The organism is Verrucosispora sp. WMMD703, from assembly GCF_049178935.1.
GTDB classification, from domain to species: domain Bacteria; phylum Actinomycetota; class Actinomycetes; order Mycobacteriales; family Micromonosporaceae; genus Micromonospora; species Micromonospora sediminimaris.
Genome location: NZ_JBMHMM010000004.1, coordinates 761,295 through 779,501, shown reverse-complemented (window position 1 = coordinate 779,501; position 18,207 = coordinate 761,295). Strand labels below are relative to the sequence as shown.

At 71.5% G+C, this 18,207-nt stretch carries 15 protein-coding genes and 1 tRNA gene; 5 read left to right on the top strand and 11 right to left on the bottom strand.

The annotated features are described in order from the left end of the window. Positions 1–25 precede the first annotated feature (25 nt). On the top strand, positions 26–418 hold the full coding sequence (locus ACN26Z_RS04240) for a DUF4260 domain-containing protein (RefSeq protein ID WP_421459925.1): 393 nt from the start codon (positions 26–28) through the stop codon (positions 416–418). A gap of 68 nt (positions 419–486) precedes the next feature. Here ACN26Z_RS04240 and ACN26Z_RS04235 read toward each other — a convergent pair whose 3' ends face one another. From ACN26Z_RS04235 to ACN26Z_RS04225, 3 genes are all read right to left on the bottom strand, one after another. After that, positions 487–1,128, bottom strand: coding sequence for a hypothetical protein (locus ACN26Z_RS04235; protein WP_421459923.1), 642 nt, complete (start codon positions 1,126–1,128; stop codon positions 487–489). Next, positions 1,125–1,640 (bottom strand): SigE family RNA polymerase sigma factor, encoded by a 516-nt coding sequence (locus tag ACN26Z_RS04230; RefSeq protein WP_093404082.1) that lies wholly within the window; start codon positions 1,638–1,640, stop codon positions 1,125–1,127. Before ACN26Z_RS04230 ends, ACN26Z_RS04235 begins: the two co-directional genes overlap by 4 nt. A 168-nt stretch (positions 1,641–1,808) precedes the next feature. Further along, positions 1,809–1,881: transfer RNA gene (locus ACN26Z_RS04225), tRNA-Thr, on the bottom strand. 128 nt (positions 1,882–2,009) lie between these two features. Here ACN26Z_RS04225 and ACN26Z_RS04220 point away from each other — a divergent pair. Further along, the gene (locus tag ACN26Z_RS04220; protein WP_421459921.1) at positions 2,010–3,797 is read left to right on the top strand and encodes a metallophosphoesterase family protein; all 1,788 of its coding nucleotides are present in this window, start codon (positions 2,010–2,012) and stop codon (positions 3,795–3,797) included. 93 nt (positions 3,798–3,890) lie between these two features. Here the strand turns inward: ACN26Z_RS04220 and ACN26Z_RS04215 are convergent, their stop codons facing one another. The 6 genes from ACN26Z_RS04215 to tmk all read right to left on the bottom strand — a co-directional run bounded on the left by ACN26Z_RS04215 (position 3,891) and on the right by tmk (position 10,182). Next, entirely contained in the window at positions 3,891–4,751 is an 861-nt protein-coding gene (locus tag ACN26Z_RS04215; RefSeq protein WP_093404080.1) for a PSP1 domain-containing protein, read from the bottom strand. Positions 4,752–5,119: 368 nt separating this feature from the next. After that, a complete protein-coding gene (locus tag ACN26Z_RS04210; RefSeq protein ID WP_093404213.1) occupies positions 5,120–5,824 on the bottom strand; it encodes a hypothetical protein in 705 nt (234 codons plus the stop codon). Next, on the bottom strand, positions 5,824–6,129 hold the full coding sequence (locus ACN26Z_RS04205; protein WP_093404079.1) for a hypothetical protein: 306 nt from the start codon (positions 6,127–6,129) through the stop codon (positions 5,824–5,826). The genes ACN26Z_RS04210 and ACN26Z_RS04205 overlap by 1 nt, the downstream gene beginning before the upstream one ends. 1 nt (position 6,130) lies before the next feature. Beyond that, the gene (locus tag ACN26Z_RS04200) at positions 6,131–6,460 is read right to left on the bottom strand and encodes a YbaB/EbfC family nucleoid-associated protein (RefSeq protein ID WP_093404078.1); all 330 of its coding nucleotides are present in this window, start codon (positions 6,458–6,460) and stop codon (positions 6,131–6,133) included. 177 nt (positions 6,461–6,637) lie between these two features. Next, a complete protein-coding gene (locus ACN26Z_RS04195) occupies positions 6,638–7,852 on the bottom strand; it encodes a DNA polymerase III subunit delta' (RefSeq protein ID WP_093404077.1) in 1,215 nt (404 codons plus the stop codon). Then, positions 7,852–10,182 (bottom strand): dTMP kinase, encoded by a 2,331-nt coding sequence (tmk, locus tag ACN26Z_RS04190; RefSeq protein ID WP_373870667.1) that lies wholly within the window; start codon positions 10,180–10,182, stop codon positions 7,852–7,854. The genes ACN26Z_RS04195 and tmk overlap by 1 nt, the downstream gene beginning before the upstream one ends. A 148-nt stretch (positions 10,183–10,330) precedes the next feature. On the opposite strand from tmk, the gene ACN26Z_RS04185 reads away from it, so the two are divergent. Next, positions 10,331–11,539 carry an amino acid deaminase/aldolase gene (locus ACN26Z_RS04185; RefSeq protein WP_282240306.1) on the top strand — a complete coding sequence of 403 codons (1,209 nt, stop codon included), beginning with the start codon at positions 10,331–10,333 and terminating at the stop codon, positions 11,537–11,539. 71 nt (positions 11,540–11,610) lie between these two features. Here the strand turns inward: ACN26Z_RS04185 and ACN26Z_RS04180 are convergent, their stop codons facing one another. Continuing rightward, positions 11,611–12,264 carry a TetR family transcriptional regulator gene (locus tag ACN26Z_RS04180; RefSeq protein ID WP_282240623.1) on the bottom strand — a complete coding sequence of 218 codons (654 nt, stop codon included), beginning with the start codon at positions 12,262–12,264 and terminating at the stop codon, positions 11,611–11,613. A 224-nt stretch (positions 12,265–12,488) separates the two neighbouring features. Here ACN26Z_RS04180 and ACN26Z_RS04175 point away from each other — a divergent pair, with 224 nt between their 5' ends. Together ACN26Z_RS04175 and ACN26Z_RS04170 are read left to right on the top strand one after the other, a co-directional pair. Next, on the top strand, positions 12,489–13,805 hold the full coding sequence (locus tag ACN26Z_RS04175; RefSeq protein WP_421459916.1) for a D-arabinono-1,4-lactone oxidase: 1,317 nt from the start codon (positions 12,489–12,491) through the stop codon (positions 13,803–13,805). A gap of 350 nt (positions 13,806–14,155) precedes the next feature. After that, positions 14,156–15,043 carry a DUF559 domain-containing protein gene (locus ACN26Z_RS04170; protein WP_421459914.1) on the top strand — a complete coding sequence of 296 codons (888 nt, stop codon included), beginning with the start codon at positions 14,156–14,158 and terminating at the stop codon, positions 15,041–15,043. Between the two features lie 63 nt (positions 15,044–15,106). Here the strand turns inward: ACN26Z_RS04170 and topA are convergent, their stop codons facing one another. Beyond that, positions 15,107–17,923: a type I DNA topoisomerase gene (gene topA, locus ACN26Z_RS04165; protein WP_421459912.1), complete on the bottom strand. Its 2,817-nt coding sequence runs from the start codon at positions 17,921–17,923 to the stop codon at positions 15,107–15,109. Between the last annotated feature and the right edge of the window lie 284 nt (positions 17,924–18,207).

The following is an 18,207-nucleotide window of genomic DNA, read 5'->3' as shown; positions in this document are numbered from 1 at the left end:
GGAACGCCACATTAGGAGATATCGGATGTTGAACCCGGTCCAGACGCAGCGCATCGAAAGCGTTGTCGTGGCAGCCTTCGCCGTCGTGGTCATCGTCGCCGTCGGGTACGCCTGGTGGTGGTTGCTCGCCCTCTTCCTCATCTTCGACCTGTCGATGGTCGGTTATCTGCGCGGTCCGCGGGTGGGTGCCGTCTGCTACAACCTGGTGCACTCGTACGCGCTGCCGGCGCTGCTCGGCGCGGTCGCGGTGGCCTTCGCGGCGTTCCGTGACCCGATCGACTGGCTCGGCATCCTCGCCATCGCGTGGGCGTTCCACATCGCCGTCGATCGCGCCCTCGGTTACGGCCTCAAGACGACCGAGGGGTTCGAGCACACCCACCTCGGCCGGATCGGCAAGGCCAAGCGGTCCGCCAACTGATCAGCTCGGCGGTCGTCCCGCCTCGTCCGCCGCGCACCTTGAGCAGGTGCGCGGCGGATGACGGACCATCAGTCGAAGGTTTGTACAACGCCCGGCTGGACGTGGATGCCGTCGGCGAACTCGACGATGTCCTGCTGGGTCCAGCCCCGGGCGTCCCAGATCTGCACAAGCAGCCAGACGCCGTCGGGCTGCTTGACCAACAGGTTCTTGCAGCCGTGAGTGCCATCGCAGTTATCGAGCACGCCCGGCTTGCCGCCGACGTCAAGCTGCGTACCGGTCGGGGTGGAGTGGTCGCTCCCTGACCGCAGGGTGATGAGGACCTTGTCTATGTAGACGTTTGGGCTCTTGTTCGCCGCGTTCTCCGGGGCGATCGTCAGGGTGGCGGCGTCGCCGCCCTGGATCTCCCAGCCCGCTGGGACTTTGTCGATCGTGAAGCCTTGAGGCTGCTCGCCCTCGTAGGCCACGAGGCGGGTAGCCACGGCTTCGGCCGGCGCGTCGTCGGGAGTGGTGGCGGTCGGGCCGGCCTGGGTGCCGATGGTGACGGCGACGGCCAGCGCGACGACCGCGAAGGCTGAGGTACCGAGCGCGCGGGCGGACCGGCGGCGGCGCAGCGCCCGGCGGCCCCGAGCCAGGTCGGCGTCGGCCTCGGCGACCGACGGCTCGGCGACTGGGCCGGCGATCCGGTCGAGCCGGTCGTGCAGATCCATCATCGGGCGACTCCTGTCAGGGAAGATTCGTCAAGGGCGGCCCGCAACCGGTCCAGGGCGCGGGCGGTCTGGCTTTTCACCGTTCCCTCGGAGCAGCCGAGGGCGTCGGCGGTGTCGGCTACGGAAAGGTCGTAGAAGTAGCGGAAAACCACCGCGGCGCGCATCTTCGGTGGCAGGTCGCGGAGGGCCGCCCGCAGGCCGTCGTCGAGGTCGCCGCCGCTGCCCGGGTCGGCTCGGGAACGGTCCGGAAGTTCCGCGACCGAGCGTTCGTGGCGGCGCCACCACCGCCGGCGTTCGTCGGTGAGCGCGTTGACCAGGGTCCGGCGCAGGTAGCCCTCGATGTTGTCCGCCCGCTGGACCGCCGGCCAGGCGACGTACAGCTTGGTCAGCGTGGACTGGACCAGATCCTCGGCCAGATGTGCGTCGCCACCGGTCAGCAGCGTCGCCGTTCGTACCAGCCCGGAGCGCCGGCTGAGCACGAAGCTGTGGAACTGCTCGTCACGGTCACATTTCACACAGTCTCTCCTTCACTCTCACAGCCCCCTGACGATTCGCGAGCGAACGGGGTTGCATGGCGGAGAGTGAATGCCCCAATGCCTCGGCCGCGCCGAACAGGTCCCCTTCGCGGGTTGTCGACCTGAGAAACGGCGAAGCCCAGGTCGTTGACCTGGGCTTCTTTACCGAGCCGCCTGACGGAATCGAACCGTCGACCTACGCATTACGAGTGCGTCGCTCTGCCGACTGAGCTAAGGCGGCAACGGTGGTCAAGTGTACGGCACGCTCCGCTGTGGGGCCGAGCGGGATTGCTGCCGGGTCGAACGAACCGGGCGTCCGGGGCGTTTCCGGGGTCGTCGGGTCAGCCGGGCCGCACTACGCTGCGGCGAATGACCGACGATCACACCTCTCGCGACGAACCGGGCGATGTCGGGCCCTCGCCCGGCGATCGGATTCAGCCGCAGGGGCCGTACGCCGGGGAGGCCACCGGAGGTCGGGCGGCGCGGCGACCCCGCAGCACCGATCCGCTGGAGCTGGGTTTCACGCCCCGCAAGCCGGTGCCGTGGCTCGCGCCGTTCCTGCTGATCAGCACCGGCCTGCGTACGCTGCTGGCGATGCTGTTCGGGGCCTACCTGGACAAGCGGGAGCTGCAGAAGGCGCTGGACGCGGAGATCTCCCGGCAGGTGGGGCCGGACGGGGGGCTCTGGCTCGACTACGTGGCCGACCTGGGTGACGGGTTCAACGCCACCTACTCGGTGGCCTACCTGCTCGCCCAGCGGGAGATCATCGTGGACGGGCACCGGCTGCCCAGGGCACAGACCCTGGTCATGGGTGGCGACCAGGTCTACCCGTCGGCGGAGTACGCGGCGTACGAGGACCGGTGCAAGGGGCCGTACCAGGCGGCACTGCCGGCCACCCCGGCGGAGCAGCCGACGATCTTCGCGGTGCCCGGCAATCACGACTGGTACGACGGGCTGACCGCTTTCCTGCGGCTGTTCGTCCGTACCCGGGACCGGCACTTCGGCGGCTGGCGTACCGGCCAGTCCCGGTCGTACTTCGCCGCCGAACTGCCGGCGGACTGGTGGCTGCTCGGTCTCGACGACCAGTCCGGCTCGTACGTCGACGACCCGCAGCTCACCTACTTCGACGCGGTCGCGAAGCGGCTGGGGCCGCAGAGCCGGGTGATCCTGGCGGTGCCGGCTCCGGCCTGGGTGAAGGCCGTCGACCAGCCGACCGCGTACGACTCGATCGACTACTTCATCCGGACCATCGTCGCGCCCACCGGCGCCCAGGTCCGGCTGCTGATCTCCGGCGACCTGCACCACTACGCGCGGTACACCGGGCCGGACGGGCGGCAGCTGGTCACCTCCGGCAGCGGTGGCGCCTACCTGTACCCGACGCACAAGCTGCCCGAGCGCATCGAGGTGCCACCGCCCGACACGCTGGCCCGCCGGTCCAGCCCGTCGCAGGCGTACGAGTTGGCGGGCCGCTACCCCGACGCTGCCCGCTCCCGCCGGTACGGCTGGGGGATCTTCGCCCGGCTGCCGCGCCGCAACCCGGGCTTCTCGACGTTGCTGGGCGTGCTGCAAACCCTGCTGATGCTCTCCATGGCCGGCGTGACCGACTTCCGGTCCGAAGCCTCCGAGCAGCGGCTGTTCAGCGTGCCGTTGGTGCTGATGGTGCTGGTGACGGTGCTCGCGGCGGCGATGTTCGCGAAGCCGCCCAGTTCCAGCGGCAAGCGGCACGCCCGGCACTGGATCCTCGGCGTCGGGCACGGGTTGGCGCACGTCGGGTTGGCCGCCGTCGGCACCTGGGCCTGGCTCGCCCTGCCGTTCCACGACTGGTCCTGGCCGCTGCCGGCGGTAGCCGCGGCAGTGGTCTATCTGCCGGTGATCGGTCTGGTTGCCAGCCAACTTGTGGCCGCGTACCTGCTGCTCGCGAGCGCTTTCGGGGTGAACGTCAATGAGCTGTTCGCCGGGCAGGGAATCGAGGACGCCAAGGGCTTCGTCAGGATGCGCATCGATCCGGACGGCACCCTCACCCTCTACCCGATCGCCGTCGACCGGGTAGCCCGCGGCTGGCAGGTCAACCCCGACCAGTCCTCCGACTCCTCCTGGCTGACCCCCACCACCCCCCTGACCCCCCGCCTAGCCGAACCCCCCGTAACCCTCACCTGACCACCCGACCCGTCGAGGTGATCAAGAAGTTTGCGCCCTCCGCAGCGCCGTTCCAGGGCCAAAACTTCTTGATCACCGCGGCTGGGGGCGGGGTCAGCGTGCCGGGGTCGCGGGGGGTGGGGTGTGGGTTTGGTCGTAGGCGCGGCGGGAGCCGCAGACGTCGGCGCGGGAGCACCTGGAGCGCGAGCCGTCGGCGTCCAGACGGACGGTGACCGCGTCCCTCGGGACGCTGTGACCGACCACTCGGCCCTCCCCCTCCGGCGTGGTGACGCGGGCGCCGATCGCCGGGGCGGATTCGGCGAAGTTGGCGTACAGGGGATGTTCGTACTTCAGGCAGCACATCAGCCGACCGCACGCGCCGGAGATGCGCAGCGGGTTGAGGGGAAGATCCTGGTCCTTGGCCATCCGGATGGTGACCGGCTCGAAGTCGTTGAGGAAGGTGGCGCAGCACAGATCCCGGCCGCAGGAGCCGATGCCACCCTGCACCCGTGCGGAATCGCGGGCTGACAGCTGGCGCAGCTCCACCCGGCAGTGCAGGGTCGCGCCGAGATCGCGGACCAGGGAGCGGAAGTCCACCCGGTGCGGGGCGGTGAAGTAGATGGTGCTGCGCTCACCGCCACCCTCACCGTTGCCGAGCACGTGGTCGACCGCCACCACCTTCATCGGCAGGCCGTGCTCGCGGATCAGCCGTTTGGCCGCGACCTTCGCCTCGGCCTTGCGCCGCCGCAGTTCCTCGTCGCGGCGCAGGTCCTCCTCCTGAGCGATCCCGGCCAGCCGGGGAAAACCCGCCGTGTCGTCGGTGACCCACTGCGCCGCCCACACGCACTCCGCCACCTCGGGGCCGTCGTCGGTGGGCACCAGCACCTTGTCGCCCACCTGCGGACTCAGGTCGCCGGGGTCGAGGTAGTAGAGACGCCCGTACCGCTGAAAGCTGACCGCGCAGAGCATGCCCATCCCCTCACCCTACGTCGCGCGGGCGGGAACGCGCCGGGTCGATCGGCGGCAGCGTTCCAGCAGAGCCCGCGCCGCCGGCACACCACGCAGCCATCCACGATTGTCGACTCGACCGACCCCCATCCCAACCACCGGTACGACGATGCCGCCCGGACGGCTGAAACCTGCGTCACGGGCGGGACAAGACCGACCCGAACGCGTTGAGTGGAGAGCAGACCTGCGGGGGGTGCAGGGAAGGTCACGGCGTCGCTGACGGGCCACTCGCAAGGGTGCCCGCGAGCGGCGCCGTGCACCCTGTGCACGCGCGAGCCCCGGCATCGGCGACGGTGTTGACGACGCCCGACGACGACCGGATGGTCTCGTCGGCCTCACCAGCCGACGCGGGTCGTCCGACCGCCAGCCGGGCCGTTACCGGTGTCCGGGCGGAACCGCCCGCCCCCCGGCCGCCACGGCGACTCGGCGAGGCTCGGTGACCACTGCCGCAACAGGGTCTCCGCGCCGTCGTACGCGACGCAGAGCACCGCCAGCAGCCGGGCGCCGATCTCGGCGGCGGCCACCCCACCCGACCCGGACGCCCCGGAGCCCGCCGCCGTCCGGTGGACCGAGGTGGCGGCGACGACGGCTACCGCCTCGGCCGAGCCGATCGCCTCGGCCAGGGCCCGGGCCACGGCGAGCCGGCTGCCTTCCACCCAGTCGGCGAGCGCGTCGGCGTAGCCGGCGGTGGCTTCCAGCCGCCCGACCAGGCTCTCGGGGCCCTCGTCAAGGTGCCGCAGGAGCGCCGCCCGGGACTGGCCGTACGCCATGGCGGCCGAGCCGGACCAGAGCAACGGGTCGGTCAGCGCGGCGCAGGCGTGGTCGTAGCCGTGCACGTGCCGGCGGACGGCGTGCCCGGCGGTGGCCAGCGGCCCCGGCCGCAGGTCGAGGAAGCCGCGCAGCGCGTCACCGGGCAGCACCTGCATCCGGCGCAGCAGCGGCCAGACCCGGTGCCCCTCGGGAGCACCCGCCGCGAGCAGCGTGTCCACCCGCCCCAGCAGGTCAAGGCCGGGCTCGGCGAGCCGGTCGAGGAAATCCATCACGCCTCACCGGCGAGCCGGCGGGAGACGGCGGAATCGATGTCAGAGTAGCGGTCGGCGGCCTCGCGCAGCGCGGCGGCCACGGACGCCACCTGCGCGGCAGCGGTGTGCGCCTCCCGGGCCCGATCACCGGTGGCGGCCACCCACTGCCTGTGCAACGCCCGACCAATCTCGCCCGGTCGGCCGGGGGCGTCGGCGCCGAACGCCACCTGCGCCGGGTCCCCGGCGGTGACCGATCGGGAGAGCGCGGTAAGCGTGGCGCTGGCCTCGTCGAGGCGGCCAGCCAGGATGCGAAGGCTGTCCATCTCAGGCCCCCGTCAGCGGTCGGTAGGCGGTGAAGGTCTCGTTGTGCAGCTTTTCCCTCGCCCACTCGGCAGCGTCGGCGGCGGCGGTGACCGCGGCCCGCACCGAGTCGGCGACGTCACGCGGTGCCCGGGTGTGCAGGGGGCCGAGGAAGCGCACGTCGGTGATCCGGCCGCCGGCGGTGACCACCACCTCGACCAGGCCGTCCGGTGAGCGGACGGTGACTTCGACCGTCGCCACGGCCTGGTCGAACTCGGCCTGGAGGGACTCGATGCGGCGGTAGCGCCGGACCGCCTCCTCGATCCACGCCTCGTCGATCTCACCCCGCGGCATCGCCGGACTCCTCCCGGTTTCATCACTGTGCGTGCCGCCACCGTCACCGCGGCACACCGGACCGTACCGCACGTGAATTGCGCCTGTCGATGCCTGTGGACAACGGTCCAGCCACGGGCTGGCCGGGGGCGCGAGGGCACGGCCGTTCGCCGAGGTGTTGCGCCGGACCGGCGGCGGTCAGCCCTTCCAGAGGGCGAGCATCATCGCCTCGACGGCGATCCGGGGCTTGACGTTGGCCTCGATCGCGGCGCGACAGGTGAGCACCGCCTCCAGGCGCCGCAGCGCCCCCTCCGCCTGCCAGCTACGAGCGCCCGCCTCGGCCAGCTCGGCGGTGTCGGAGTGCACGGGCGACACCGGCGCACCCAGCGCCATGGTCAACGCGTCGCGGTAGAAGGCGGCGAGGTCCACCAGAGCCCGGTCCAGCGCGTCCCGTTGGGCCCGGGTCGCCCGTGACTTCTGGCGTCGTTCCAGGTCCTTCAGTTGCCCGGCGGCTCCTCGGGCGGCACCGGCCGCCCCCCGACCGGTGCCGCCAGCGCCGAGTGCCGTCTCCAGCGCCGCGCGCTCCGCGGTATCGATCTCCGCGACCGACGCCTCGGCCTCCGCCTCGGCGGCCTCGATCAGCGCGGACGCCGCGTCGAAGGCGGCACCCACCCCGGTGAGCCGACGCGGCACCGCGAGCACCGCCTCCCGCCGGGCCCGAGCCTGCGGATCACGCGCCAGCCGGCGGGCCCGCCCCACATGGCCCTGGGTGGCGGCCGCCGTCCAGCGCGCCACGTCGGGGGCGATCCCGTCCCGGCGGACGAGTACGTCGGCCACCGCCTCGGCCGCCGGCTGCCGCAACGGCACCACCCGGCACCGCGACCGGATGGTCACCGAGATGTCGTCCGGGTGGGTGGACGGCGTGCAGAGCAGGAAGACCGTACGCGGCGGCGGCTCCTCCACCGCCTTGAGCAGTGCGTTGCCGGCCGCCTCGGTCAACCGGTCGGCGTCTTCGATGATGACGACCTGCCAGCGCCCACCGGACGGCGTACTGGCCGCGCGGAGCACCAGGGCCCGCATCTCGTTCACCCCGATGGAGAGCCCATCGGGCACCACCAGCCGGACGTCGGCGTGGGTGCCGGCGAGGGTGGTGTGGCAGCCGGGGCACTCGCCGCAGCCGGTGCCGTGCACGCACTGCAACGCGGCGGCGAAGGCCCGTGCCGCGACCGACCGGCCCGAGCCGGGCGGTCCGGTGAAGATCCAGGCGTGGGTCATCCCCCCGCCCGGGTCAGCGCCGACGGCCGCCTCGGGTTCGCCGGTTTCGCGCAGCGCGGCGGCGGCGGCCGAGGCAGCCCGGCGCAGCGTCTGCACCGCCTCGTCCTGCCCGACCAGGTCGGCGAAGGCGTCCGGCATCAGGTCCGCTCCGTCGTCACCAGCTCCGACGGGGATAACTCGGGCTGCACCGAGGTGTCCGGACCGTGCGCCCGACCCGGGTGGTCGATCCCGTCGGCGCTGCCGAGCAGTTCCTCCACCCGGCGGGCGACCCGCTCGGCGATCTCCTCGACCGAGCGGGCGGCGTCGAGGACCAGGTAACGCTTCGGGTCGGCGGCAGCGAGATCGAGGAAGGCGTACCGGACCCGGTCGTGGAAGGTGATCGACTCGGCCTCCAGGCGGTCGGCGCTCTCCGCGCGCGCCGCGACCCGGGACAGCCCGGTACGCGGGTCGACGTCGAGCAGCACCACCAGATCGGGCTTGAGCCCGCCGGTGGCCCAGGAGGAGAGCCAGGACACCTCGTCGACCGGCAGCGTCCGGCCGGCACCCTGGTAGGCCAGGGACGAGTCGACGTACCGGTCGCTGATCACGACCGCGCCCCGGGTCAGCGCGGGCCGGACCACGGTGGCCACATGATGCGCCCGGTCGGCGGCGTAGAGCAGCGCCTCGGCGCGCGGGGAGGGTGCCTCGTCGGGCGTGGTGTCCAGCACCAGTGACCTGATCCGGGCACCGACGCCGGTGGCGCCCGGTTCCCGGGTGACAACCACGTCCCGTCCCTGGCCGCGCAGCAGCTCAGCCAGCTTGCCGAGCTGGGTCGACTTGCCGGCGCCCTCGCCGCCCTCGAACACCACGAAGAGTCCGGCCGAGACGAACGGCTCGGCCGGCATCAGCGGACGGCCCCGGATCGACCCCCACAGGTCGGCCAGGACCGGCACGCCCTTCTTGTCGTCCATCTGCCCGAAGGCGCTGATCCCGGCGAAGATGCCGGCCGCGCCGGCAGCGAGCAGCAGCAGGCGGGTGGAGGAGACGGAGATGCCGAGGTCGGCGATGGTAAGCGTGCGGGAGCCACCGACACCGGCCAGCAGGCTCCCGAGCGCGATCGCCAGGATCAGCACGAGCCGGGTACCGATCTGCACCACGGCGAAGACCCGGCCGCGTACCTCGTCGGCGACCTCGCCGCCGAGCAGGGTGGTGCCGGAGAGGAAGGCCATTCCGGCGCCGGCTCCGACGAAGACCGCACCGACCAGCGCCATGGACAGGTGGATGGCGAAGGCCAGCGTCATCACCGAGGCGCTGGCCAGCACGATGCTCATGCCGAACCAGCGACGTCGGGACATCTCCCGCACGATCATCGGCCCGAGCCCGATACCGATCGCCAGGCCGATGAAGATCGCGCCGAACAGCAGGTAGAACGCGGCGTCACCGGCGCCGAGCGAGTCGGCGAAGAACCGGGCCGTGCCGATGACGATGCCGCCGCCGGCGAAGGCACCGAGGATGCCGAGGACCAGTCCGCGCACCAGCGGGGTCTGCCCGATGAACCGCCAGCCCTCGGTGAACTGGCGCATCATGCTCTGCTCGGTGCGCTCCCGTTCGTCGGTCTGCCCCTGGCTGATCTCCTTGATGCCGAAGGCCACCACGACGGCGGTGGCAAGCCGGGAGAACGCGTTGAACCAGAGCGCGAGTTGGGCCGGCTGGGCCCAGTCCGGCATCTCGCCGCCGGTGGCACCCCGGATGATGCCGTCGAGCGACGAGAGCACGATCGCGGCGAAGACCGGGGTCAGGCCGTACGTGGTGATCAGGGTGAGCTGGTTGGCCGTCTCCAGCCGGGCCCGCGGGATGAGGTTCGGTACCGCGGCTTCCTTGGCCGGGATCCAGAGCAGGGTGACCGTCTCGATCAGGAAGGTGGCGATCGCCGCCCAACTGACCACCCGCGCGCCGCTGGCACCGGTCAGCGCGTAGAGCGGGATGGAGGCGAAGAGCACGAACCGCAGCAGGTCGCAGATGACCATCGTCCAGCGTCGGTCGAACCGGTCGGCGAGCACTCCGGCGACCGGGCCGAGCAGCAGGGCGGGCAGCAGCCGGATAGCGATCACGCCACCGAAGGCCGCGCCCTTGGCGGTGCTCCCCTCCACCTGGGCGGCGGCGAAGACGCTTGTGGCGAGCAGGCCGAGCCAGTCACCGAAGGAGGCTGCGCCGAGCACGATCCAGAGCCGCCGGAACGGCCGGATGCGCAGCACCGAGCGGATCGCGCCGTACCCGGTCAGGTCGGGTTGGCCGCCAGGGCCGCCCGACGGGCTCTGCGTCCCCGCCTTGCCGGACTGGTTCGTGGCACCGCCGGACTGGCCGGTCGCGCCGGTGGGCTGCCCGGCTGTGCCGGCAGGTTGGTCCGTGGACGGCGACACGCCGGACGACTCGCCGTTGAACTCGCTTTCGATGGCCGTACCTCCACGTGCCGGCCCATCGCTGGGCACCCCCGGTGGAACACTCTAGACCCGGCAAGGACGTCCTCCCGCCCTGCACCGCCTGCTCGCCGAGCCTAGGCCGCCGTGGCCAGCCCGACCCGGGCAACGCGGACGCGAGGGTATTTCGCATTCACCGTTTCACAGTTAGCGTGCACACGTGGCTACCGACAGCGAGAATCTGCGCCACCGGCTGGACCGGGCGACCGCGCACCTCGACCCGCCGTACGCGGTGGTCGACCTCGGCGCCTTCGACGCCAACGCCGCCGCCCTCGTCGACCTGGCCGGCGGCAAGCCGCTGCGGGTCGCCAGCAAATCGGTGCGCAGCCGCGACCTGATCGCCCGCACGCTGGCCGGGCCGGGCTGGCACGCGGTGATGGCGTTCACCCTGCCCGAGGCGATCTGGCTGGTCCGCACCGGGATCAGCGCCGACGTGCTGGTGGCGTACCCCACCGCCGACCGAGGCGCGCTTACCGAACTCGGTGCCGATCCGGTGCTGGCCGCCGCGATCACCCTCATGGTCGACGACCCGGACCAACTGGACTTCTGTGACGCGGTGTCGCCCCCGGGGCGCCGGTCCGAGCTGCGCATCTGCCTGGACCTGGACGCCTCGTGGCGGCTGCTCGGCGGGCGGCTGCACGTCGGCGTCCGCCGGTCACCCGTGCACAGCGCCCGGGCGGCCGGCCGGTTGGCCGCCACCGTCGCCGGCCGCCCGGGCTTCCGCCTGGTCGGGCTGATGTCGTACGAGGCGCAGATCGCCGGCCTGGGCGACGCACCGCCCGGGCGGGCGGCGCTCGGCAGCGCGATCCGGTTGGCCCAACGCGGTTCGTACCGGGAGCTGCTGGTCCGCCGGAGCGCGGCGGTGGCCGCCGTACGCGAGCACGCCGACCTGGAGTTCGTCAATGGCGGCGGCACCGGCAGCGTGGCCGCGACCCGCGCCGATCCCGCGGTGACCGAGATCACCGCGGGATCGGGCCTGTACGGGCCGACGCTGTTCGACGCCTACCGCGCCTGGCGCCCCACCCCGGCGGCCTTCTTCGCCTGCGGGGTGGTCCGGCGCCCGACGCCCGACCTGGCCACCGTGCTGGGCGGTGGCTGGATCGCCTCCGGCTCGGCCGACCGCAGCCGGCTGCCCCGCCCGTGGTTGCCCGCCGGGCTCAGCCTGCTCGGCGCCGAAGGTGCCGGCGAGGTGCAGACCCCGCTGACCGGCGCACCCGCCGCCCACCTGCGCGTCGGCGACCGGGTCTGGTTCCGGCACGCGAAGTCGGGCGAACTGTGCGAACGGGTGAACGAGCTGCACCTGGTGGACGGCGACCAGGTGGTGGCGACGGTGCCGACCTACCGGGGCGAGGGTCGGGCCTTTCTCTGACCGTCTGGCCGGTGGCCGTCTCGGCCCGGCTTGGCCGGCCCAGGTGGGTCGGTGTCAGGCGCGGGTCGGTGTCAGGCGGGTTGGGCCGCCGGCTGCGCGGGCTCGGTGTCGGCGACGATCTGGTCGTCGGCCGGCTTCGCCGGCTGCACCACCGGCCGGCGACCGGCGTCACCCCGAGCGTTGACCTGCCGGTGCAGGTACTCCCGGATCAGCGCCTTCGCCTCGGTCAGCACCCGGTCGTCCCCGTCCGGCTTGCGCCGGAACGCCAGCTTGATCAGGGCGTCGGCCGCCTCCACCGCGATCTCCAGATGGAAACGCAGGTCCGGCACGTCGGCCAGCCCGAATCGCTCGGTGAGCACCCGGGCCAGCTGGTCGGCGATCACCCCGTTGTTGTCCCGCTGCTCATCGAGCAGATGCAGGTCGACCACGTCGCCGAAGTGCAGGGTACGGAACCCGGGAACGGTGCGGTGCATCGTGATGTATTCATCGATCCCCGCGTCGACCCCGTCCCACCAGTGGGTCAGGTCGTCCGAGGCGAAGCGTTCATCGAGCCGCTGGAGGTAGGACTCCATCGTGCGCAGCGTCAGCGCCTGCACGATCGCCCGCTTGTCCGGAAAGAACTGGTAGACCGACCCGATCGCCACCTCGGCCCGCTCGGCGAGCAGGGTGGTGGTCAGCCCCTCGTACCCCACCTCGTCGACGAGTTCGGCGCAGGCGTCCAGCATCCGCTGGACCCGCGCGACACTACGACCCTGCACTGGTACTCGACGCAGTGGCCCGGTCGTGGCGGCTGAAGTGGACACTCGCCACCCCCTCTCGACGGATGAACATATCTGCACGTCACGAGTCCGTGACTACCGGTACAACGAGCGGACCTCGATTGCGGTGTTTACCAGGGACAACGTTCCTGATATGAATTCGGTTCATATTCACCTTGAGGAGCGGGCCCATGGCCGAGAGCACCGCCACCAGGACCGCCGCCTGGTCGAACTGGGCAGGCAACCAACGCGGCGTGGCCACCGCCGTACTACGGCCGTCCTCGGTTGACGAGGCCGCCGAGCAGATCCGACGTGCCGCCGAAACCGGTGAGCGGATCCGCCCGGTCGGCAGCGGCCACTCCTTCACCCCCGTCGCGGTCAGCGACGGGCAGCGGATGGACCTGACCCGACTCGCCATCGACGTACGTGTGGACGTCGATCGACGCCTCGTCACCGTACCGGCCGCGATGACGCTACGGGAGGTGAATGCGCTACTCGCCGGCCACCGACTGGCGCTGCCCAACCTCGGTGACATCGACGCGCAGACCGTGGCCGGCGCCATCTCCACCGGCACCCACGGCACGGGTGCGACCTACGGCGGCCTGGCCACCTTCGTCGAGGCGTTGACCCTGCTCACCGCAACCGGGGAGGTGCTGCGCTGTTCCGCCGAGGAGCACCCGGAGGTGTTCGACGCCGCCCGGGTCGCGCTCGGCTCGCTCGGCGTACTGGTCGAGGTGACGCTGCGCTGTGTGGACGCCTTCGTCCTGCTGGCTCACGAACGGCCGGCATCGCTGGATGCGGTGCTGGCGCAACTGCCCGACCTGGTCGACGCGCACGATCATCTGGAATTCTTCTGGTTTCCCTACACAGACCGGGTGCAGCTCAAGACCAATGACCGGGTACCCGTCGACGACCGCCCGCTGTCCCGCTGGCGCGGTTGGTTGGACGACGACTTCCTGGCCAACACCGTCTTTGCCGGAGCCTGCCGGCTCGGCCGCGCCGTGCCGGGCCTGGCGCCGGGCATCAGCGCGATCTCCGCGCGGGCGCTCAGCGAGCGTCGCTACACCGGTCGCTCCGACGCCGTCTTCTGCAGCCCACGCCGGGTCCGCTTCCTGGAGATGGAGTACGCGCTGCCACGCGAGGCGCTGGCCGAGGCGCTGGCGGCGGTGCGCCGCATCATCGACGGGTTGCCGTTCAAGGTGCTCTTCCCGGTCGAGGTTCGCTTCAGCGCGGGTGACGGCATCTGGTTGTCACCCGCCTACGGCCGTGATTCGGCGTACCTCGCCCTGCACCAGTACGTCGGCATGCCGTTCGAGCCGTACTTCCGAGCCTTCGAGGCGGTGGCGACCGGGCTGGGCGGCCGACCGCACTGGGGCAAGCTGCACTGGCGCGACGCCGCCTCGCTCGCCACCGCCTATCCCCGCTGGCCCGACTTCCAGCGTATCCGCGCCCACCTCGACCCCCACCGCACCTTCACCACCCCCTACCTCACCAGCCTCCTCGGCTGAACCCACCCCGGATCTTGGTCCGAATCCGCCCCCTGAGGGGCGTTCTCGGACCAAGATCTGCCGGCTATCCACAGGGGCAGCGCGGGGAGAAGGTGCCCGGGCAGGGTGGTCGCATGGGAAGTCGGGGTGCGGGACCAGTGGAGGGGCCATCCGTTCAAGGCGGATCAGCGGGGCACGGGGTGGGACCGGGGCACCGACGAGACGAGCGAGCGGTCCAGCGGGCACACCAACGCCGGCGTGGACGGAATCCGAGGGCTGGCTGGCGAGACGGTTGGGTCCGTGACCCGAGGGCGGCGTTCCGCGGCCGGGGGTCAGGGCTTCCGAGGGACGACGCGGATGAGCTGACCTGGTTGCTGTTCCACCAGGAGCAGGTGCTCAGCCTCGATCAGGCCCGCCGGCACCTGTCACCGAAGGCCATCCGGCACCGGGTCACGTCCGGTCGTTGGCGGCAGGTGCATCGAGCCGTTTACGTGACGCACAACGGTCCTTTGACACCTACGCAACTGCCGTGGATCGCCGTTCTGTCCGCCGGCCCGGCGGCGATGCTCGGTGGGTTGAGCGCCGCCCTGGCGTGGGGCCTACGCAGACATGACGACGGATTCGTGCACCTGCTCATACCGGCCGGGCACCGGCCGCGTGCGATGCCACCCGGTGTCCGGGTGCACCGCACCACCATTCTGGCCGACGAGGACGATCTCCACGTCGGGCAACCGCGTCGGACTATGCCGGCTCGGTCGATCGTGGACGCAGCGCAATGGGCGGCCGATGACCATGAGGCGTGTGCCATCATCGCGGCCGGATTTCAGCAGCGCCTCGTTGGCGGCGACGATGTCCAGCGCGTACTCGATCGCCTGCCCCGCGCCCGACGGCGCAGCCTGATCCGGCGGACGGCCGTCGACGCGGCCGGTGGCGCTCACTCCCTGCCGGAGTTGGAGTTCCTCGCCCTCGTCCGGCGCGCCGGGTTGCCCGAGCCGACCCGGCAGGCGGTCCGGCGGGATGCCGCCGGCCGGCGCCGCTACCTGGACGCGCTGTTCGAGGAGTGGGGAGTGCTCGTGGAGATCGACGGCGGCCAGCATCTCCATCCGGCCGCGGCGTGGGCGGACATGCGCCGGCAGAACGACCTGTGGCAGCGCGGCGACCGGGTGCTCCGCTTCCCGGCCTGGGCCATCCGCCAAGCGCCCACCCAGGTCATCACCCAACTCCGCACCGCCCTGACAGCGGCGGGTTGGCACCCCTGACGACGCCGATCTTGGTCCGCGAGCGCCCCTCAGGGGGCGGTTTCGGACCATGATCCGGCGAGGTCAGTCGGTGGTGCGGGCCTTTGCCGGGGTGGACTTGGTGGCGGGGGTCTTCTTTGCCGCTGCCTTGGTGGCGGTGGTCTTCGTGGCCTTGGTGGCGGTGGACTTGGTCGCCTTCTTCGCCGTCGCCTTCTTGGCCGGGGCCTTCTTCGCCGCGGCCTTCTTCTTCGGGGCCGGACCCTTTGCCCGCTTCTCGGCGAGCATCTCGGAGGCCTCCTCAAGGCTCAACGCCTCGGGGGTCTGGCCGCGTCGCAATGAGGCGTTGGTCTCCCCGTCGGTGACGTACGGGCCGAACCGACCGTCCTTGATGACCAGGGGCTTCTCGGTCAGCGGGTCGTTGCCCATCTCCCGCAGCGGCGGGGCGGCGGCCCGCCGCTGGCGGGTCTTCGGTGCGGCCAGCAACGCCAGGGCCTCGTCCAGCGTGACGGTGAACATCTTGTCTTCCGAGTCCAGCGACCGGAACTCGTCACCGCGCTTGACGTACGGGCCGTAGCGGCCGTTGTTGGCGAACACCTCCGCGCCATCCGGGCCGACCCCGACCAGCCGGGGCAGGCTGAGCAGCTTGAGTGCCTGATCGAGGGTGAGCGAGTCGGGCGACTGGGAGCGCAGCAGCGAGGACTTGCGCTCGCCGCTGGCCACGTACGGACCGAACCGGCCGGACTTGAGCAGGATCGGCTCGCCGGTCGCCGGGTCGTCGCCCAGCTTGCGTTCGCCCCCGCCGCCGAGGAACAGCTCGTGCACCTTCTCCGGGGTCAGTTCGTCCGGCGCGAGCCCTTCCGGGATCGGCGCCCGGTCGCCCGGGGTGGTCGCCTCCTCGCCCTCCGCGGCGGGTGCCTGCTCCTCGCCGGGCACCGAGCGTTGCAGGTACGGCCCGTACCGGCCGACCCGCACCACCACCTCACGCCCGTCGTCGTCGGTGAACAGCGGAATCGAGTTGACGCTGCGCGCGTCGATCTCGCTGAGGTTCTCGGTTACCAGCTTCTTCAGCCCGCCCGCGTGCGCGATGGCCTGGTCGCCGGTGCCGTTGCTGCTGCCGAAGTAGAACGCGGTGAGGAAATCGACGGCGGCGTGGTCGCCACCGGCGATCTCGTCCAGCTCGTTCTCCATGCTGGCGGTGAAGTCGTAGTCGATCAGACGCGGGTAGTGCCGCTCCATCAGCCCGATCACCGCGAAGGCCAGGAACGACGGGATCATCGCCTGGCCGCGCTTGAAGACGTACCCGCGGTCCTGGATCGTCTGCATGATCGACGCGTAGGTCGACGGGCGGCCGATGCCCAGCTCCTCCAGGGCCTTCACCAGCGACGCCTCGGTGTAGCGGGCCGGCGGCTGGGTGTGGTGGCCCTGCGCGGCCAGTTGGTCGGCGGTCAGCGGCTGGTCCTTGACCAGGTTCGGCAGCCGACGCTCGGCGTCCTCGGCCTCGGCGTTCTCGTCGTCGCTGGACTCGACGTACGCCCGCAGGAAGCCCGGGTCGGTGATGGTCTTGCCGGTGGCGCCGAAGTCGGCCTCCTCGCCGCCGGAGGTGGTCGCCCGGATCCGCACCGAGACACTGGAGCCCACCGCGTCGGTCATCTGCGAGGCGATGGTGCGCCGCCAGATCAGCTCGTAGAGCTTGAACTCCTCGGCCGACAACTCCTTGGCCACGTCGCCCGGGGTGCGGAAGTTGTCGCCCGCCGGACGGATCGCCTCGTGGGCCTCCTGCGCGTTCTTCACCTTGCCGGTGTAGCGGCGCGGCTCCGGCGGCACGCTGCGCTCGCCGTACAGCTCGACGATCTGCCGGCGGGCCGCGGCGATGGCGGTGTCCGACAGGTTCACCGAGTCGGTACGCATGTAGGTGATGTAGCCGTTCTCGTAGAGCCGCTGCGCGGTGCGCATCGTCTGCTGCGACGAGAACCGCAACTTCCGGGCCGCCTCCTGCTGGAGCGTGGAGGTGATGAAGGGGGCGTACGGGCGGCGTCGGTACGGCTTCTCCTCGACCCGGGTGACGGCGAACGGCCGCCCCTCCAGGCGGGCGGCGAGCCCTCGGGCGCCGCCCTCGTCGAGGTGGACCACACCGGCACCGGGCCGGACCCGGCCGGTGGTCGGCTCGAAGTCCTTGCCGGTGGCGATCCGGTCGCCGTTCAGCGCGACCAGGGTGGCGTTGAAGCTGCGCGGCCCCTCGCCCGGGTTGGTCACGGCGAGCGTGGCCAGGATGTCCCAGTACTCGGCGGTGCGGAAGGCCATCCGCTGCCGTTCCCGCTCGACCACGATCCGGGTGGCCACGGACTGCACCCGGCCCGCCGAGAGCTTCGGCATGACCTTCTTCCACAGCACCGGGGAGACCTCGTAGCCGTAGAGCCGGTCGAGGATGCGCCGGGCCTCCTGGGCGTCGACCAGATCCCGGTCGATCTCCCGGGGGTTGGCCACCGCCGCCTGGATCGCCGGCTTGGTGATCTCGTGGAACACCATCCGCCGGACCGGCACCTTGGGCTTGAGCGTCTCCACCAGGTGCCAGGCGATCGCCTCGCCCTCGCGGTCCTCGTCCGTGGCCAGGAAGATCTCGTCGACCTCCTTGGCCAGCTTGGTCAGCTTGCTGATCTGCTGCTTGCGGTCGGCGGAGACGACGTAGAGGGCGTGGAAGCCGTTGTCGACGTCGACGCCGAGCCGCGCCCACGACTCGCCCTTGTAGCGGGCTGGCACGTCGGCGGCGTTGCGGGGCAGGTCACGGACGTGCCCGAAGCTGGCCTCCACGACATACCCCGGGCCCAGGTAGCCCGAGATCGTCTTGGCCTTCGCCGGAGACTCGACGATGACCAGACGGGTGGTTCCAGCGTTGCTCGGCACGTCTGTATCGACCTCATTCCCACTCAATGGCCGCGCCTGGCCGGCTTGGGGCGCACTCGGCCCACCGGTGCCCGGCGGTCCGGATGTCCAACGTAACGCGCCGTCCGTGTTTCGGGTTTCGCGGGCGGCAATCCGCCCCGGACGATCCGTGGTCACGCCAGACGGCGTCACCGTACACCCTGGGTAGGGTGACGAGCGGGCCGCTGTGACCATGGCAGCCCCTCAGTGGAGGTCAAACCCGGCCGATTCTCCCTGTGTTCCCCGACACCTGGCTGTCTCCGATC

Bases quoted from the DNA above. Each gene is read 5' to 3' on its own strand.
- ACN26Z_RS04240 (WP_421459925.1), top strand. From the start codon at position 26: ATGTTGAACCCGGTCCAGACGCAGCGCATCGAAAGCGTTGTCGTGGCA.
- ACN26Z_RS04235 (WP_421459923.1), bottom strand. From the start codon at position 1,128: ATGATGGATCTGCACGACCGGCTCGACCGGATCGCCGGCCCAGTCGCC.
- ACN26Z_RS04220 (WP_421459921.1), top strand. From the start codon at position 2,010: ATGACCGACGATCACACCTCTCGCGACGAACCGGGCGATGTCGGGCCC.
- ACN26Z_RS04215 (WP_093404080.1), bottom strand. From the start codon at position 4,751: ATGGGCATGCTCTGCGCGGTCAGCTTTCAGCGGTACGGGCGTCTCTAC.
- ACN26Z_RS04210 (WP_093404213.1), bottom strand. From the start codon at position 5,824: ATGGATTTCCTCGACCGGCTCGCCGAGCCCGGCCTTGACCTGCTGGGG.
- ACN26Z_RS04205 (WP_093404079.1), bottom strand. From the start codon at position 6,129: ATGGACAGCCTTCGCATCCTGGCTGGCCGCCTCGACGAGGCCAGCGCC.
- ACN26Z_RS04200 (WP_093404078.1), bottom strand. From the start codon at position 6,460: ATGCCGCGGGGTGAGATCGACGAGGCGTGGATCGAGGAGGCGGTCCGG.
- ACN26Z_RS04195 (WP_093404077.1), bottom strand. From the start codon at position 7,852: ATGCCGGACGCCTTCGCCGACCTGGTCGGGCAGGACGAGGCGGTGCAG.
- ACN26Z_RS04180 (WP_282240623.1), bottom strand. From the start codon at position 12,264: ATGCTGGACGCCTGCGCCGAACTCGTCGACGAGGTGGGGTACGAGGGG.
- ACN26Z_RS04175 (WP_421459916.1), top strand. From the start codon at position 12,489: ATGGCCGAGAGCACCGCCACCAGGACCGCCGCCTGGTCGAACTGGGCA.